This window comes from Cupriavidus sp. 96C5-1 (assembly GCF_057798855.1).
Genome location: NZ_JBYOJU010000035.1, coordinates 36,496 through 50,325 on the forward strand (window position 1 = coordinate 36,496; position 13,830 = coordinate 50,325).

The window sequence follows — 13,830 nt, forward strand, 5'->3', positions numbered from 1 at the left end:
TCCGGCCGGACAAAAAACAATACCTAGCGAGATCCCCGCTATGCAAGTTCGCAGCATGGAATTCAAGGCGCGCGCGGGCCAGAAGCTGGCCGACCAGCGCCTGCAGCAAAACCTCAAGAAGCTTTCCACCAAGTTCGTCACGGCGCGTGCCGACGCCATCCTCGATATCGATTTCGACGCCACCCGCGAGGCGCTGAAGGAGCGCCGCAACCGTGCACTGGAGAACCTCGACGTCTGGCTGGCCACCTTCGAGGAAAACGCTACGCGCCGCGGCGCCACCGTGCTGTTCGCGGAAACCACGGCCGACGCCGCCCGGCTGGTGGGCGAGATCGCGCAGAAGCACGGCGTGAAGAAGGTCATCAAGAGCAAGTCGATGGTGACCGAGGAAATGCGCCTGAACCAGGTGTTGGGCGAGATGGGCGTGCAGAGCATCGAGACCGATCTCGGTGAATACATCCTGCAGATCAACGATGCAGAGCCGCCATCGCACATCATTGCCCCGGTGGTGCACAAGGACAAGGAAGAGATTGCCGATCTCTTCGCCAAAGTGCACCACAAGCCGCGCCTGACGGACATCCCCGAGATGACGCGCGAGGCGCGCGAAGTGCTGCGCCCGGAGTTCCTGTCGGCCGACATGGGCGTGACCGGCGGCAACTTCATCATCGCCGAAACCGGCTCGGTGGCGGTGGTGACCAACGAGGGCAACGAAGGCATGTGCACGGTGATGCCGCGCGTGCACGTGGCCGTGACCGGCATCGAGAAGGTGCTGCCGACGCTGGAAGACCTGGCCACCGTGATGCGCCTGCTGCCGCGTTCGGCCACTGGGCAGGCCATCTCGAACTATTTCTCGCTGCTGACCGGCCCGCGCGCCGAAGGCGAGCGAGATGGTCCCGAGCATATGTATTTCGTGGTGGTCGATGGCGGACGCAGCGGTCTGATCGGCGGCGAGTTCCAGGAAATGCTGCGTTGTATCCGCTGCGGCGCCTGCATGAACCATTGCCCGGTCTACCAGAAGATCGGCGGCCATGCCTATGGCTGGGTCTATCCGGGCCCCATGGGCAGCGTGCTGACGCCGAGCTACGTCGGCCTGGCCAATACGCTGGACTTGCCGCAGGCGGCCACGCTATGCGGCGAATGCAATCGCGTGTGCCCGGCATCGATCCCGCTGTCGGACTTGTTGCGCAAGCTGCGGGAAAAGCAGATGGAGCGTGGCCTGCGTCCCTGGCAGGAGCGGCTCGGGCTGCAAGTCTGGGCCTATGTGGCGCGCCGGCCGGGGCTCTATGCCCTGGCTACGCGCATCGGCGCGCGGCTGCTGGCGCGCATGGGCGGCAGCAGCAAGCTGATCGCCAGCCTGCCGATGGCGGGCCGCGGGTGGACCGAGACCCGGGACCTGCCGGCCCCGAGCGGAAGGACTTTTCGCGAACTTTATAAGGAAAGGAGGGCCCGCTGATGACTACGACCCCTGATAACGCACCGGCGCTGGCAACCATGCGCGCAGCGCTTGAACAACATATCGGCGGCCAGCTCGCCGCCGACGGCCTGGTGCGCAGCTGGCGCGAGGCCGCACCGGGACTCGTGCTGCCGCCGATGTTCGGACAGGCGATGGAGGAATTGCTGCGCCGGCTGGAAATGTCGGCGGTGTTCGCGCAGGACAGCTGCTCGTTCTCGAGTTCGGCGGTGACCGATCAGCTCAAGCGCTGGCTGGATAAGGCGGCCACCGCCTGAGCGCCGCCGCGCCAGGAGCAAGAGGTGGCACAGAAAGCAGAAGGCCCCCGCCAGGCGGGGGCCTTCTGCTTTCTGCATGGCTAAGCCGAGGCTCAACTCAACAGCAACGCATCGTCATCCAGCTGCTCGTGCCTGGTCTGCTCGAACATGCGCAGCAGATCCGGCACATCCAGTCCGGCGCGCTGCTCGCCCGACACATCCAGCACCACCTGGCCCTGGTGCAGCATCACCGTGCGCTGGCCGTAGTCCAGCGCCTGGCGCATGCTGTGGGTGACCATCATGGTGGTGAGCTTGCTCTCCGCCACGATCTTGGCGGTCAGTTCCAGCACGAAGGCAGCGGTCTTCGGGTCGAGCGCGGCGGTGTGCTCATCCAGCAGCAGGATGCGCGACGGCTGCAGCGAGGCCATCAGCAGGCTCACGGCCTGGCGCTGGCCGCCCGAGAGCAGGCCGATGCGGTCGGTCAGGCGGTTTTCCAGGCCGAGGTTGAGCAGGCGCAGCTTGTCGCGGAACAACTCGCGCGAGGGTTTGTTCAGCGCCGAGCGGAAGCCCCGGCGGCTGCCGCGCGCCATGGCCAGCGCCATGTTTTCCTCGATCGTCAGCGCTTCGCAGGTGCCCGCCATCGGGTCCTGGAACACGCGCGCCACCAGGTGGGCACGGTCCCAGGCCGGCTTGCGCGTGACATCGGTTTCGTCGATGGTGATGCGCCCGGTATCCACCATCTGGTCGCCGCTGATGGCGTTGAGGAAGGTCGACTTGCCCGCGCCGTTGGAGCCGATCACGGCAACGAACTGGCCGCTCGGGATGTCCAGGCTGAGGCCGCGCAGCGCGCGCGTCTCGATCGGGGTGCCGGGATTGAAAGTGAGTTTCAGGTCTTGTGCGCGCAGCATCTCAAGCACCTCCGTTCTTGCGGCCGAACAGCTTCTTGCGGGTTCCCGGCAGCACCAGCGCGCCGGTGACCAGCACGGCGGTGACCAGGTTCAGGTCTTGTGCCTTCAGGCCGATGAACTCGCTGTTCAGCGCGAGCGCGATGAAGAAGCGATAGAGGATGGCGCCCAGCACCACGGCCAGCGTGGTGTACACCAGCCGGCGCGCCGGCAGGATGCTCTCGCCGATGATCACCGCGGCCAGGCCGATCACGATGGTGCCGATGCCCATCGAGATATCGGAGCCGCCCTGGGTCTGCGCGAACAGCGCGCCCGCGAGCGCTACCAGCCCGTTGGACAGGGCCATGCCGGCCAGCGTGGCGCGGCCGGTGGCGATGCCCTGGGCGCGCGCCATGCGCGGGTTGGCGCCGGTGGCGCGCATGGCCAGGCCGAGCTGCGAGGAGAAGAACCAGTCGAGGCCCAGCTTGGCCACTACCACCACGATCAGCAGCAGCGCGGGGCGCAGCATGTAGTCGGGCAGCCAGTCGGGCTGCAGGATGGTGAAGATGGTGGATTCGGTGATCAGCGGCACGTTGGGCTTGCCCATGATGCGCAGGTTGACCGAGTACAGTGCGATCATCATCAGGATACTGGCGAGCAGGTCCATGATCTTGAGGCGCACATTGAGCCAGCCGGTGATGAAGCCGGCAAAGGCGCCTGCCACGATCGCCAGCGCGGTGGCAAGGAAAGGATCCTGGCCGGAAGCGATCAGCGTGGCAGCCACGGCGCCACCCAGCGGGAAGCTGCCATCAACGGTCAGGTCGGGAAAATTGAGGATGCGGAAGGAGATCAGCACCCCCAGGGCAACGAGGCTGAAGATCAGGCCGATCTCCAGGGCGCCCAGAAGGGAAAAGAGGGACATGGGGGAATCCAGTTGCTATTTCCGGCTTGGGAGCCGGATCTGGAACGCCTGGCGGGCCACCCGGATGGGGTGGCCCGCCAGGCGTTCCGGGGGCGGGCCCGGATAGAGCCGTAGAGCCACCTGCGCGCGAACGCGCAGGGTCAGCGTGCCGTGATTACTTGATGACGGTCTTCGCTTCCTTGATCAGCTCGGGCGACAGCGTCACGCCTTGCTTCTCGGCTGCGCCGGTGTTCACGAACAGTTCCAGCTTGTCGCTGGTTTCCGAAGCGATCGTGCCGGGCTTCTCGCCCTTCAGGATACGCACCACCACCTTGCCGGTCTGATGGCCGAGATCGCCGTAGTTGATGCCCAGCGCGGCAATGGCGCCGCGCTTGACGCTGTCGGTGTCGGCCGCGATCAGCGGGATCTTCGACTCGTTGGCGACCTTGACCAGGGCCTCATACGCCGACACCACGTTGTTGTCGGTGTTGGTGTAGATCACGTCGACCTTGCCGATCAGGCTCTTGGCGGCGGCGCCGATGTCGACCGTACGCGGCGCGGCGGCTTCCTTCAGCGTCATGCCTTCCTTGGCCAGCAGCGCCTTCAGTTCCTTGACCACCACCACCGAGTTGGCTTCACCCGGGTTGAAGACCATGCCCACCGTCTTGGCCTTGGGCAGCACGCGCTTGATCAGGGCGACCTGGCGGTCCAGCGGCAGCTTGTCCGACACGCCGGTCACATTGGTGCCCGATGCGCCCCAGCTCTTGACCAGCTGGGCGGCAACCGGGTCGGTCACGCCGGAGTACACCACCGGCACCGACTTGGTGGCGGCCACCACGGCCTGGGCCGACGGCGTGGCGACAGCGACGATCACATTGGGCTGGTCGCCGACGAACTTGCGGGCGATCTGGGCGGCAGTGCCGGTATTGCCCTGCGCGCTCTGGTATTCCCACTTCAGGTTCTTGTCGGCGTCATAGCCGGCGGTCTTCAGCTCGTCGCGCACGCCATCGCGGATGGCGTCCAGCGCGGGATGGTCGACAATCGAGAGTACCTTGACGGTCTGGGCCTGAACGGCGCCGCCGTACAGCAGTGCCAGGGCCACGGCGCTGCCCAGGATGGTCTTGGTCGATGTCTTGAGACACTTCATGGTTTTGATCTCCCCCGGAGTGGGTTCTGGGTGATAAGCCGCTATTCGTTTTGACTGAGGTCTGGTCCGCCGTCCTGCCCGGCGGCGCGTGGCGCCGGCCGGACGGTCCGTTGCGCAAGCGACTCACCAGGCGGCAGGCGGGCGGTTGCCGGGGCGCAGCGGATACGACGGCGATAAGCCTGCGAGGATACCATTTCCGCCGTGCGATTTGCCCGGTTCCGGTGTGTCTGTAGGGGGAAACGCCAGTCCCGGAGCGCGCTGAGGGCGGCTCCGGGTGGCGTACGGGTATCGGAGCGGGGAGCGCCGGAAGGCTATTGCGCGGGGTTGTGGATCTCGGCGTGGATGCGCGCGATGGCCGCCGTCACGCCTTCGGGCAGGGGGGCTTGCCAGGCATCGATGTTCTCGCGCAGTTGCTCCAGCGAGGTGGCCCCGATGATGGTGCTGGCCGCGAACCAGCGCGAGTAGCTCCAGGCCAGTGCCAGCGTCGTCGGCGAGATGCCGTGCTCGCGCGCCAGCGCCACATAGCGGGCGGCGGCTGCCAGGCTTTCCGGACGCAGGTAGCGCGGGCTCCAGTCGGGCGGAAAGCGTGTCAGGCGGCCCTTGGCCTGCGTGTCGAACATGGGCTGCGCGAGGTCGCCGCCCAGGTACTTCCCGGTGAGCTGGCCAAAGGCCAGCGGGCTGTAGACCAGCAGGCTGACGTCGGTGCGGAAGCAGGCCTCGTCCAGTCCCTGTTCGAAGCTGCGATTCAGCAGGTTGTACGGGTTCTGGATGGTGGCGATGCGCGGCAGGCCGTGCAGCTCCGCCTGCTTGACGAACTCGGCCACGCCCCACGGCGTTTCGTTCGATACGCCGACGTAGCGGATCTTGCCCGCGCGCACCAGCTCGCCCATGGCTTCGAGCTGGGCCTGGATCGAAGCGCATTCGCGCTCCTTGGCGGGGTCGAACTGCTTCTGCCCGAAGATGGGCGCGTTGCGGGCCGGCCAGTGGATCTGGTACAGGTCGATATAGTCGGTCTGCAGGCGCGCCAGCGAGGCATCCACAGCGGTGCGGATGCTGTCGGGGGTCAGGTCGCCGCCATTGCGGATCCATGGCATGCGTGCCGGGCCGGCCACTTTGGTGGCCAGCACGATGCGGTCGCGCCGCTGGCGCTTGAGCCAGCTGCCGACGATGCGCTCGGTGCTGCCATAGGTCTCGGCGCGCGGCTTGACCGGGTACATCTCGGCCGTGTCGATAAAGTTGATGCCGCGCGACACGGCGTAGTCGAGCTGGCTGTGGCCCTCGGCTTCGGTGTTCTGCTCGCCGAAGGTCATGGTGCCGAGGCAGATGCGCGAGACCTGCAGGTCGCTGCGGCCCAGACGGGTGGTTTCCATTGGCTTTCTTCCTTGTCGGGCGCCGCAGGCTTGCGGGCTTCCAGGGTTCGGGGAGGTTGGGTCCGGCTGGCTGTCAGGCGCGCAGGGCGGCGGCGCATTCCTTGACCAGCGCCGGCCCGCGATAGATCAGTCCGCTGTACACCTGCACCAGCTGCGCGCCGGCGGCGATCTTGGCTTTGGCATCGGCACCGTTGAAGATGCCGCCTACCCCCACGATGGGAACCGTATCCCCGACCACGGCACGCAGGCCCTTGACCACGCGCGTGGACGACGCGAACACCGGCCGGCCGGACAATCCGCCGGCTTCCTCGCCATGCGGCAGGCCCTTGACCGCGTCGCGGGCGATGGTGGTGTTGGTGGCGATCACGCCGTCGATGCGGTGGCGCACCAGCGCATCGCCGATATTGCCGATCTGGTCGGCATCGAGATCGGGCGCGATCTTGAGCGCCAGCGGCACATAGCGCTTGTGCTGGTCAGCCAGGCGCTGCTGCGCGTCCTTGAGCGTGGAGAGCAGGCTGTCGAGCTCGCTTGCGCCCTGCAGCTGGCGCAGGTTCTTGGTGTTGGGCGACGAGATATTGACGGTGACGTAGCTGGCGTGCGGATAGACCCGTTCCAGGCAATAGAGGTAATCGTCCACCGCGCGCTCGATCGGCGTATCGGCGTTCTTGCCGATGTTCAGGCCCAGCACGCCGCCCTCGGCCTTCCAGCGCGAAGCCCTGACGTTGGAGATGAAGGCGTCGACGCCGCCGTTGTTGAAGCCCATGCGGTTGATCAGTGCGTCCGCCTGCGGCAGGCGGAACATGCGCGGGCGCGGATTGCCCGGCTGCGCGCGCGGCGTCACCGTCCCCACTTCGATAAAACCGAAGCCGAAAGTGGCCAGGCCGTCAATGTAGGCGCCGTCCTTGTCGAGCCCCGCGGCCAGGCCGACCGGATTGGGGAAGCGCACGCCCATCACCGTGCGCGGGTCGTCGGCGATGGTATTGCCGATGCAGCCGGCCAGTCCCAGGCGTTTGGCGCGCAGCAGGTTGTTTAGGGTGAAATGGTGGGCGTCCTCCGCATCCATCGAGAACAGGGCGGGGCGAAACAGGGGGTAGAGCGCGTTCAGCACAGGGGAATCAGCCTGGAAGTCGGGACCAAGGCGGCATTGTAACGGTTGGGCCGGAGCGTGGCCGGCCGGCGTACGCGCACAGTGGCATGCGGCGGCTGCCCTATGGCGCGTCGTCGGCCGCTTGCGGCGGGATCACTGGCGCAGCGGTGGGGGATGCCGGCGGCGCGGGAGGCGCGGAGACCGCCAGCGCCTCGAACGATCGCCACTGGTTTGCGGTCAGCACCTGCAGCGGCTGGTAGCGTGCCTTATAGGCCATCTTGCGGCTGTCGGCGATCCAGTAGCCGAGGTACAGGTGGGGCAGGCCAAGTTCGCGGGCCTGCCGGATCTGCCACAGGATGTTGTAGGTGCCATAGCTGGCATGCAGTTCCAGCGGGTCGTAGAAGGTGTAGACCGAGGACAGCCCGTCGTCGAGCACGTCGATCATGCTGACCATGCGCAGTCGGCCGGCCTGCGGCGAGCCCGGCGGCTCGCGGAACTCCACCAGGCGCGAGTTGACCCGGCTCTGCAGCAGGAATTGCTCGTACTGGTCGCGGCTGTCCTGGTCCATGCCGCCGCCTGCATGGCGCATCGACTGGTACAGCAGGTATAGCGAATAGTGCTCTTCGACGTAGGTCAGCGGCGCCACCAGCGCCTGCAGGTCTGCGTGCTGGCGCCACGCGCGGCGCTGGCTGCGGTCGGGATGGAACTGCTCCACCACCACGCGGCATGGCGTGCAGGCGTGGCATTCATCGCAATAGGGGCGGTAGGTGAAGATGCCGCTGCGCCGGAAGCCGGCGCGCACCAGCCGGGAATAAACGTCGGCATTGATCAGGTGGGCGGGCGTGGCCACCTGCGAGCGCGCCATCCGGCCGTCCAGGTAGCTGCAAGCGTAGGGGGCCGTTGCATAGAACTGCAGCGCGGAAAGGGGTAGTTCCTTAAGCTTGCTCATTTGTCTGAAACGGCCAGGAATGAAACAGCAACGCGAGGTAGCCGGCGGCGCGGCGAGGTGGCGCGCTGGCCTCAAGGCAAGCCTGCAAGCCCATATTGTCCGGCAGCGGCGCGTCCGGCGGGGCGTGCCTTATGCCTTTTCCATCTGTGCCTGTGCCGGATCCTGAGCCTGCGTCCATCGCTGCAGCACCGTCTTGTCAAAGCGCCACGGAACGATATCGGGCTGGCGCGTGGCGACGCGCACATGCGCCGCGAAATCCGCACGCGGAATCGGACTCGCGCCAAGCGAAGCCAGATGATCGGTTTCCTGCTGGCAGTCTATCATCGCCACATCGTGATTGCCGAGGAACGCGCACAGCGCGGCCAGCGCGATCTTGGACGCGTCGCTGCGGCGCGCGAACATCGATTCACCGTAGAACATCCGCCCGAGCGCCACGCCATACAAGCCGCCCGCGGGTTCGCCGCGGTACCAGCTCTCCACGCAGTGGGCGAGGCCGTTGCGGTGCAGCGCACCATAGGCGGCAATGATGTCCTCGGTGATCCAGGTGCCGTGCTGGCCTTCGCGCGGGGTGAGGGCGCAGGCCTGCATCACCGCGACAAAGTCGTGGTCGACGCGGATTTCCCAGTCGGGGTCGCGCAGCACGCGCTTGAGGGTCTTGCGGAAGGTGGCGGAAACCCGCAGTGCCTGCGGCGCCAGCACCATGCGCGGGTCGGTGCTCCACCACAGCACCGGCTGGCCTTCCGCATACCAGGGAAAGATGCCTTGCCGGTACGCCAGCAGCAGACGCTGGGCCGAGAGTTCGCGGCTGGCCGCGAGCAGGCCGGGCGCGTCGGTGCCCGGGCCGAGCGCACGCTCGACCGGCGGGAACGGATCATGCGGATCCAGCCAGGTGATCATGCAGGGTTACAGGGCGTGCGCCCGCGTTCAGGGTTCGACCGTGGCCCGGCTGGTCAGCGGGCGCATCGGCTTGTCGATATCCAGGCTGTGCAGGCGGAAGGTGCCGTCGGCCAGCCGCCCCGCCGCGCGATCGGCGAAGAAGCAGCGCAGCGAATGGATCACGGTGGGGAAGGCCAGTTCGTCCCAGGGGACGTCGGCTTCATCGACCAGCTTGACCTCGAGGCTTTCCTCGCCCGCCGAGATATCCAGATCGTCCAGCGTCGCCAGGTAGAACATATGTACCTGATGCACATGCGGCACATTCAGGATGGAGAACAGTTCGCCAACCTGCACGCGGGCACCGGCTTCTTCCAGCGTTTCGCGGGCGGCCCCCTGCGCGGTGGTCTCGCCGATCTCCATGAAGCCGGCCGGCAGCGTCCAGAACCCGTAGCGCGGCTCGATGGCGCGCTTGCACAGCAGGATCTTGTCCTCCCATACCGGGATGGTGCCGACCACATTGCGCGGGTTGACATAGTGGATGGTGCCGCAGTTGTCGCACACATGGCGTGGGCGGCTATCCCCATCAGGGATGCGCAGCACGACCGCATGGCCGCAGTTCGAGCAGAATTTCATGGGAGGCGTCCGGGAGGAATGGCGAAAGTGTATCACCGCCGATGAGGGCTGCCGGGGGTGGGATGCGAGTTTGGGGGGAGGGCTGTGGGGGCGGGTAGCGAGTGCGGCGCACAAAACTGAAAATGCCATCAGGGCTGCCGTAGCCGTCAGGGTTTCCGGGAGGGCGTGAGTTGCCCGACTGCAACGGTGGCATGGCACGCAGCAAAAATAGTCGATGGCTCGTGCGCATTAAGGGCTGTCCGTCGAAACCGCTTAGCCGTGCACGCTATAGTCCTCGCGCAGGATCTGCATAGCGATGCCCTATAAGGCGAGTCTGGCGACAGCGCGAAGCGCTGCAATCGCCCCCAGATATCGCCGCGCCGCCGGATTGGCAATCTGCATGTGGCGGCAAGCCCGACAGTCCCAGCAAGCCCGTCGAATAGCAATACTGCGACAGGGCCATTGAAGACGTCATTCTTGGTTGGAGCCGCGATCAAGTAGTAGAGCACCCTATTTTTGAGAGATGTTTTCGTCAGTTTCTTGCTTAATCTGCCGAATATCACGGACGGAGAAGGAATAGTTGAGCGCTGCCGATCTTCGCGAGCTGGAAGGGATTCGGGAGATGTAGGCCATTCTGATATTCTGGAATGTTCCGCTGCGGCCGATGCCATCAAAGTTTGACGATATGCAATAATAATCGTTGTTGTTGTGATGTATGATCCCGAAATCTGCTTTGCTCGCATTAATTTTTTCAGGACTGGCCCCTTCGATTCCTTTTGCTTTTGATAAGGGGGTGGCATGTTTTCCGAAAATTATCAGATCGCTTTTGCCTGCGCGCGTTGCATAGCCGACACGCAGCCCCCTATAGTCATAAGTATATGTGGAGTAACCGCGTTGGGGATCATCGTTAATCGTTGCTACGCCATCGATTTTATCAATGCGCAACGATGGGTGAATGGCGTCAAACATCAAGCAACTCTCAACAACGGGGGCGGGAGGGGCTTGTGCATATGTGGTGGCAGGTAATGCGAAGAAGAGTAAAAAATAAAATCGCTGTTTCACTTGTACTCCTTCGCGCCGGTGGTGCGCATGTAATCAGTGTTGTGTTTCCAGAAAATTGTTCCTCCATGTGCCGCCGTGGAGTCATAGATGTGATCGTGTCGATCGACCTCTTCCGTTTTTGTGATTAGCTTTCCGTTTATTTTTTTCTTCGTTGTTTTTGTTTTTATTACTAGCTTAATGGATTCATCAATGCCATAAATATTATGGTCTGAGTTGGTGAATTTTATTCCGTGTCTAACTTTGAAATGATTTTTGTAGTTCGATCGTATATCGGCGCCATCCCAGAAATATGCGCCGTTGGAGTAGTCAATTCCTCCTGACAGCGCATTTTTTGCCGCTTTTACGGCATTCGCCATGGCGGCGTTCTTCTCAATGTGAGCTTCGCTAGATTTCATCAGCTTCGCATAGCGCTCGTTACCGTCGCTGACAACGAAAGAAAATGTCCTTTCCTTGGTCGTAAAACTGGCTAGGGTGCTGTAACCGCGAGCTTTCATTTGCCGAAGCATCACGCTTGCAAGTGCCGCCATTTCCTCGTAGACATCCTCGGTTGAAGACTCTCCGTAGGCGATTGCTGCGAGCAAGCGTGTTTCTGGATTCAAGGTTTCCTTCGTCACGGACGGACCTCCCCGCTCTTATCCAGCCACATAACAAGGCTGACGCGACTGTCGTGATTAAAGGCAATAGTCCGACCTTCAGAAAATATTGCCTTTCTTGCAATCTGCTGGCCATTGGAAAACAGGTCGTACAAGTAGCCGGCAACCGGTGCTCCCGTCTCGCCATCCACAAGCTCAAAGAATTGCTCGATGATTTCCCCATCCTCTGCGATATCGCCATCATCCCCTGAGAATCCGCTTGAGCTATACGGGTGGCCCATACTGCTACCGCTCCCAGCCATATCGTCGCACCATGTATTGCCGGCGAGCAGAGCTATGATCCTTGGGGGCGTAGAGCACTTGCAGAGCACAATATCGCCGTCAGCTGCTGTCTCGCCCATGAAGTTCAATCGGCGTGGTCCCCCGGACTTCGCAATGGTGCCGGTACTTTTGCAGGCCGCGCAGTAAGCTTGGCCGCCGATCAGTGCGGCCTGGTGACCATTGCCAATTGTGAACGGCTGCCCGGAGTACGGTAGGATGTTTCCCCCGCGTTCGAGCTCGTCTCCTACGCATGCCACTCTGCGCATCATGGCCGGTCACCCAGTGCTAGGGTTGGCGTCTTGTATTTCATACGTTCTCCCAGGAATTGATTGATGTGCGCGATGGCGCATCTACTTTTTAGCGGGAGAAGGTGCGGGGTGGTAGCAGGTAATTCTGGATCTTCAGAAGAAATTTCCCAATGAGGGCCCGATGGAAATATGGACGACGTGTCGAGCGTCCTCAATGGCCATAGAAGGGGAAAAGCCGACGCGAGGGGTCCGGGATTGACGTGACGAGCGTGCTATGACAAAGGCAGAACTACGCCGTCTATGTGGCGTGGTGGAGGGGCGGGCGAGGTGCGCGGGATGCTCGCGCAAGAAGCGGGAGGAATCGATACGTCCTGGAGTCGCACCTGTAAGTGCACCGAACCCTTCGCGACCGCCAAATGCAAAAAGCCCGCGTGTAGCGGGCTTTTTGCATTTTCCAACCGTCTTTCGGCGTGCCAACGATTGGATTTAATAGCGTCTTCGGCGTTTGGTTGCGGGGGCAGGACTTGAACCTGCGACCTTCGGGTTATGAGCCCGACGAGCTGCCAACTGCTCCACCCCGCGTCCGTCGAAGAAAAAGATTATAGGACAAATCCTTTTGCATTGCAACACCCGATTGCGCCGGGCGTTCAGGGAGCGCAAGAACTTGCCCCGATAAAGAATTCGACAGCAATCGCAAGCCGGCGTTCAGCCTTTGCTGGCGGCTTCCATGGTGCGTTGCCACAGGCCGGCCGCGAACTGGAAGCTGTCGCGCTGCAGCAGGTCGTCGCGCTGCCAGATGACGCGGTCAGGGCGCACCGTCAGCATCCAGGTGGTGGTGACGAGCGGCTTGGGTTCGGCGAAGGCGTGGGGTGCCAGCAGCGCGGCGCAAGGACCATGCTGCGGATCGCGCACCGAGGTGTAGCGGATCATGCCAAGGCCGGCCTCGCGTGCCACGCGCGCCAGCGCCTGGCAGGCATCGTAGCGGTCGGGATCGGTCCACTGCGCTGCGTCTTCCACGAAAGGAGGGGCGTCGAGTGCGATGCCTTCGGTGCGCACGCTGACCTGGAACAGCGTATGGGGCCGGGCGTCGATACGCGGTAACGCCGGGCTGTCGCGCAGGAAGCGCCAGCGCCAGTAGCCCAGTTCGGCACAGGCGGTACGGATGTCGTCCGCGCCATAGAACACCCCCGGATCCTGCTCGCCGCGAAAGCGCGAACCCCATGGCGAGGGCGGATAGCGGAACGGCGTGAACAGCAGATAGTGGAGATGGCGCGCCTCTGCGGGCACGGCGGGCTTGCCGGCGTCGAGCACGGCTTCCAGCACGGCCTGTTCTTCCAGGCTGTCGACCAGCGGCATGGTCGAGACAACGTGCTGCGCCTCGACCGCGCGCCAGAGCGTGAGCGCGAACGGCCTGCGCTCAGACGCGACCGCGGGTGGCATCCAGATAGTGAACGACACGTACCAGGCCCTCTGTTGTGCGGATCAGGTCGAGCGGCTTGCCGCCCAACGCCAGGTTTTCATTGGCCAGCCAGAGGCGGGCCTGGTCGCTGTGCCCGAGGATGGCGTCGAGCGAGCGGAAGAGCCGCACGAACAGCACGCCGAATTCCCATTCCTTGCGATGGGCGTCGAGCACATAGCCCCCCGATGCCATGCGGGAGACGGAGGCAGTGCTGATACCCAGCACGCTGGCGACGCCTGCCTGGCTGATGCCAAGGAAGCCAGCGGCACGCATCACCGCCTTGGTGAGAGTGGTGCCGGGGTCTGGGCTGCCGGCAGGAAGATGCTCGGGGACTTGCCTGGTTTGCATCGCCTTGCTCCTGTTTCTTGAGAAACATTATAGGCGGTTCGTTTCGTAAGGGAAGCACTAAACAACACCGTCTCCATATTGTTTGGTGGCTTCGCCCGCGGCAAGTTCTCCGGCGTGGGGGAGGGCGTATTTCTTTTCCTTTCTCGCGCCTGGGGCGCGCCTGCCTGGTCCAGGCGCGTTCAGCGGCTCTCGATATGCAGCCGGCCTTCCGCCTTCATGGCGGCTTGCAGCGCGTTCCACGACAGTCCGGCATCCTGACGTGATCGAAG

15 protein-coding genes, 1 tRNA gene and 1 pseudogene are annotated in these 13,830 nt (G+C 63.8%); 2 read left to right on the forward strand and 15 right to left on the reverse strand.

What is annotated here, in order from left to right:
- The first annotated feature begins 40 nt into the window (after nt 1-40).
- Nucleotides 41-1,450: a LutB/LldF family L-lactate oxidation iron-sulfur protein gene (locus AC3FOF_RS30670; RefSeq protein ID WP_035818720.1), complete on the forward strand. Its 1,410-nt coding sequence runs from the start codon at nt 41-43 to the stop codon at nt 1,448-1,450.
- Nucleotides 1,450-1,725, forward strand: a complete 276-nt coding sequence (locus tag AC3FOF_RS30675) for a hypothetical protein (RefSeq protein ID WP_276264563.1) — start codon at nt 1,450-1,452, stop codon at nt 1,723-1,725. Before AC3FOF_RS30670 ends, AC3FOF_RS30675 begins: the two co-directional genes overlap by 1 nt.
- Before the next feature lie 92 nt (nt 1,726-1,817).
- Here AC3FOF_RS30675 and AC3FOF_RS30680 read toward each other — a convergent pair whose 3' ends face one another.
- From AC3FOF_RS30680 to AC3FOF_RS30750, 15 genes and pseudogenes are all read right to left on the reverse strand, one after another.
- Nucleotides 1,818-2,612 (reverse strand): ABC transporter ATP-binding protein, encoded by a 795-nt coding sequence (locus AC3FOF_RS30680; protein ID WP_017231092.1) that lies wholly within the window; start codon nt 2,610-2,612, stop codon nt 1,818-1,820.
- 1 nt (nt 2,613) lies between these two features.
- A complete protein-coding gene (locus AC3FOF_RS30685; RefSeq protein ID WP_017231093.1) occupies nt 2,614-3,510 on the reverse strand; it encodes an ABC transporter permease in 897 nt (298 codons plus the stop codon).
- A 154-nt stretch (nt 3,511-3,664) separates the two neighbouring features.
- Nucleotides 3,665-4,636, reverse strand: coding sequence for an ABC transporter substrate-binding protein (locus tag AC3FOF_RS30690; RefSeq protein ID WP_276264698.1), 972 nt, complete (start codon nt 4,634-4,636; stop codon nt 3,665-3,667).
- Between the two features lie 311 nt (nt 4,637-4,947).
- The gene (locus AC3FOF_RS30695) at nt 4,948-6,006 is read right to left on the reverse strand and encodes an aldo/keto reductase (protein ID WP_488728733.1); all 1,059 of its coding nucleotides are present in this window, start codon (nt 6,004-6,006) and stop codon (nt 4,948-4,950) included.
- A gap of 73 nt (nt 6,007-6,079) precedes the next feature.
- On the reverse strand, nt 6,080-7,114 hold the full coding sequence (locus AC3FOF_RS30700) for a quinone-dependent dihydroorotate dehydrogenase (RefSeq protein WP_017231096.1): 1,035 nt from the start codon (nt 7,112-7,114) through the stop codon (nt 6,080-6,082).
- 100 nt (nt 7,115-7,214) lie between these two features.
- On the reverse strand, nt 7,215-8,042 hold the full coding sequence (locus AC3FOF_RS30705) for an arginyltransferase (RefSeq protein WP_276264697.1): 828 nt from the start codon (nt 8,040-8,042) through the stop codon (nt 7,215-7,217).
- Between the two features lie 129 nt (nt 8,043-8,171).
- On the reverse strand, nt 8,172-8,939 hold the full coding sequence (aat, locus tag AC3FOF_RS30710) for a leucyl/phenylalanyl-tRNA--protein transferase (protein WP_017231098.1): 768 nt from the start codon (nt 8,937-8,939) through the stop codon (nt 8,172-8,174).
- Nucleotides 8,940-8,966: 27 nt separating this feature from the next.
- Nucleotides 8,967-9,551 carry an NUDIX hydrolase gene (locus AC3FOF_RS30715; RefSeq protein WP_017231099.1) on the reverse strand — a complete coding sequence of 195 codons (585 nt, stop codon included), beginning with the start codon at nt 9,549-9,551 and terminating at the stop codon, nt 8,967-8,969.
- A 489-nt stretch (nt 9,552-10,040) separates the two neighbouring features.
- Nucleotides 10,041-10,592, reverse strand: a complete 552-nt coding sequence (locus tag AC3FOF_RS30720; protein ID WP_488728734.1) for a hypothetical protein — start codon at nt 10,590-10,592, stop codon at nt 10,041-10,043.
- The gene (locus AC3FOF_RS30725; RefSeq protein WP_488728735.1) at nt 10,589-11,206 is read right to left on the reverse strand and encodes a hypothetical protein; all 618 of its coding nucleotides are present in this window, start codon (nt 11,204-11,206) and stop codon (nt 10,589-10,591) included. Before AC3FOF_RS30725 ends, AC3FOF_RS30720 begins: the two co-directional genes overlap by 4 nt.
- Nucleotides 11,203-11,586, reverse strand: a complete 384-nt coding sequence (locus tag AC3FOF_RS30730; RefSeq protein ID WP_017231102.1) for a hypothetical protein — start codon at nt 11,584-11,586, stop codon at nt 11,203-11,205. Before AC3FOF_RS30730 ends, AC3FOF_RS30725 begins: the two co-directional genes overlap by 4 nt.
- 15 nt (nt 11,587-11,601) lie before the next feature.
- Nucleotides 11,602-11,775, reverse strand: a pseudogene (locus AC3FOF_RS30735) (PAAR domain-containing protein); the annotation flags it as partial.
- 485 nt (nt 11,776-12,260) lie between these two features.
- Nucleotides 12,261-12,336, reverse strand: a tRNA-Met gene (locus AC3FOF_RS30740).
- Between the two features lie 123 nt (nt 12,337-12,459).
- A complete protein-coding gene (locus tag AC3FOF_RS30745; RefSeq protein WP_488728736.1) occupies nt 12,460-13,212 on the reverse strand; it encodes an RES family NAD+ phosphorylase in 753 nt (250 codons plus the stop codon).
- Nucleotides 13,172-13,561 (reverse strand): MbcA/ParS/Xre antitoxin family protein, encoded by a 390-nt coding sequence (locus tag AC3FOF_RS30750; protein WP_017231104.1) that lies wholly within the window; start codon nt 13,559-13,561, stop codon nt 13,172-13,174. Before AC3FOF_RS30750 ends, AC3FOF_RS30745 begins: the two co-directional genes overlap by 41 nt.
- Nucleotides 13,562-13,830 lie beyond the last annotated feature (269 nt).

Bases quoted from the DNA above. Each gene is read 5' to 3' on its own strand.
- AC3FOF_RS30670 (WP_035818720.1), top strand. From the start codon at position 41: ATGCAAGTTCGCAGCATGGAATTCAAGGCGCGCGCGGGCCAGAAGCTG.
- AC3FOF_RS30675 (WP_276264563.1), top strand. From the start codon at position 1,450: ATGACTACGACCCCTGATAACGCACCGGCGCTGGCAACCATGCGCGCA.
- AC3FOF_RS30680 (WP_017231092.1), bottom strand. From the start codon at position 2,612: ATGCTGCGCGCACAAGACCTGAAACTCACTTTCAATCCCGGCACCCCG.
- AC3FOF_RS30685 (WP_017231093.1), bottom strand. From the start codon at position 3,510: ATGTCCCTCTTTTCCCTTCTGGGCGCCCTGGAGATCGGCCTGATCTTC.
- AC3FOF_RS30690 (WP_276264698.1), bottom strand. From the start codon at position 4,636: ATGAAGTGTCTCAAGACATCGACCAAGACCATCCTGGGCAGCGCCGTG.
- AC3FOF_RS30695 (WP_488728733.1), bottom strand. From the start codon at position 6,006: ATGGAAACCACCCGTCTGGGCCGCAGCGACCTGCAGGTCTCGCGCATC.
- AC3FOF_RS30705 (WP_276264697.1), bottom strand. From the start codon at position 8,042: ATGAGCAAGCTTAAGGAACTACCCCTTTCCGCGCTGCAGTTCTATGCA.
- aat (WP_017231098.1), bottom strand. From the start codon at position 8,939: ATGATCACCTGGCTGGATCCGCATGATCCGTTCCCGCCGGTCGAGCGT.
- AC3FOF_RS30715 (WP_017231099.1), bottom strand. From the start codon at position 9,551: ATGAAATTCTGCTCGAACTGCGGCCATGCGGTCGTGCTGCGCATCCCT.
- AC3FOF_RS30730 (WP_017231102.1), bottom strand. From the start codon at position 11,586: ATGGGCGAGACAGCAGCTGACGGCGATATTGTGCTCTGCAAGTGCTCT.
- AC3FOF_RS30750 (WP_017231104.1), bottom strand. From the start codon at position 13,561: ATGCAAACCAGGCAAGTCCCCGAGCATCTTCCTGCCGGCAGCCCAGAC.